General features: G+C 67.4%; 1 protein-coding gene. It reads left to right on the forward strand.

The features are described from left to right. Nucleotides 1-218: 218 nt before the first annotated feature. Nucleotides 219-1,775 (forward strand): IS4 family transposase, encoded by a 1,557-nt coding sequence (locus ACIBHX_RS52320; RefSeq protein WP_397076530.1) that lies wholly within the window; start codon nt 219-221, stop codon nt 1,773-1,775. Nucleotides 1,776-1,789 lie beyond the last annotated feature (14 nt).

The raw sequence follows: 1,789 nt of genomic DNA on the forward strand, positions 1-1,789 counted from the left end.
CCAAGGCCAGGTAGTTAAGGCTTTCGTGGTGCCGTCAAGCACGCGAGTTCTCAGGACATGAGGACGGAGATCCAGTAGAACGGTGATCTTCCACAACCAGCCGTCGAAGAACTGGATCTCCGTTGATTGCCGAGTATGCCAGCTCTGCTGTTTCCCGCGCTGTCGAGACGGGGTCCTTGCCCCGCCCGGCGGTCAAGAGGTTGTTCGCTCCCGGGCACTTGGGTGAGCTGACCGCGCTCGTGCCCTTCGAGCTCGTCGATGCGATCCTTGATGAGACGCGTAGCGTGCAGCGTCGTCTGCGTGGCCTGCCCTCGCGGGTCGGGGTTTACTTCCTGCTGGCGATGTGTCTGTTCCCCGAGGTCGGCTACCTGCTGGTCTGGCAGAAGCTGACGGCTTCGCTGACCGCCGAGCTGGTCGTGGCGCCCACCGCAAAAGCCCTGCGGGACCTGCGCCGCAGGGTGGGCAGCGCGCCGATGCGCCGCCTGTTCGAGGTGCTGAGCGGACCGCTGGCCCAGCCAAGAACTCCCGGAGCGCGGTTCGGGGCCTACCGCACGGTCTCCTTCGACGGCTGCAGCTCGCTCAAGACCCCCGACACCGCCCGTAACCGGGCCTGGCTCGGCAGCCCCGGCCACGGCGGCTACCCCCTGCTGGAGCTGATGACGCTCGTCGAGACCGGGACCCGGGCCCTGATCGGCGCCGTCTTCGGCCCCACTAGCGAAGGCGAGAGCGGCTATGCCCGGCGCCTGCTGCACCTGTTGAAGCCGGACATGCTCGTGTTATGGGACAAGGGCTTCGACGGCAATGCCTTCCTCGCCCAGGTCAACGCCACCGGCGCGCAGTTCCTCGGCCGGCTGCGCAACAACCGGCGCACCCCCGTCCTGGCCACGCTCGCCGACGGCTCCTACTTATCGATGATCGGCACCCTGCAGATCCGCATCATCGAGGCCCGCGTATCGGTGACCTGCACCGATGGCACCACCTTCACCGGCTCCTACCGCCTGGCCACCACGCTGACCGATGCCCGCCGCCATCCTGCCGCCGCCTTGGTGAGGCTCTACCATCAGCGATGGGAGCACGAATCGGCCTACTATGCGCTCCGCCACACGATCATGCAAGGGCGGATCCTGCGTTCGGGTGACCCCGCCGGCCTGGAGCAGGAGATGTGGTCGGTGCTCACCCTCTATCAGCTCCTTCGGACGGTGATGGTCGACGCCGCCGAGTCCCGCCCTGGCACCGACCCCGACCGCTGCGGCTTCTCCATCGCTCTGCACGCCGCGCGCGACCTGGTGATTCGGCCCGGCCACCATCTTGGCCACGCCACTGGCCTGGTGGGCGCCATCGGACGCCGTGTCCTGGCCGCGCTGCTCCCACCTCGACGCCCACGCGTCAGCACCCGCAAGGTCAAATCGCCCATCTCCCGCTACAACGAACGGCTCAACGACGGCCGGCCCGACCACAGCCGCACCATCACCGGCCTCGACATCGCCCTCCTGCCACCCCCACCCGCACCGCCTACCGCATCTCGAGACGAGCGTCCCATCGCCCCAGCCGACCGCCGCAGACAACAACAGGTCCTGGCCCTCCTCCACCAAAACCCCACCCGGCCCTGGTCGGCCCGCGACATCGCCCGCCACCTCGGCGATGTCACCCTGAACACCATGTATCGGCAGCTGTCGCGCTGGGCTAAAAGCCGACTCATCCGCAAGATCGGGCCAGGCATCTACACCGCCGAGTCAATCTCCGCATCGCTCTTGCCAGCAGCCCAGAAACCTTAACTACCTGGCCTTGG

Source organism: Nonomuraea sp. NPDC050536, from assembly GCF_044457685.1.
GTDB lineage: Bacteria > Actinomycetota > Actinomycetes > Streptosporangiales > Streptosporangiaceae > Nonomuraea.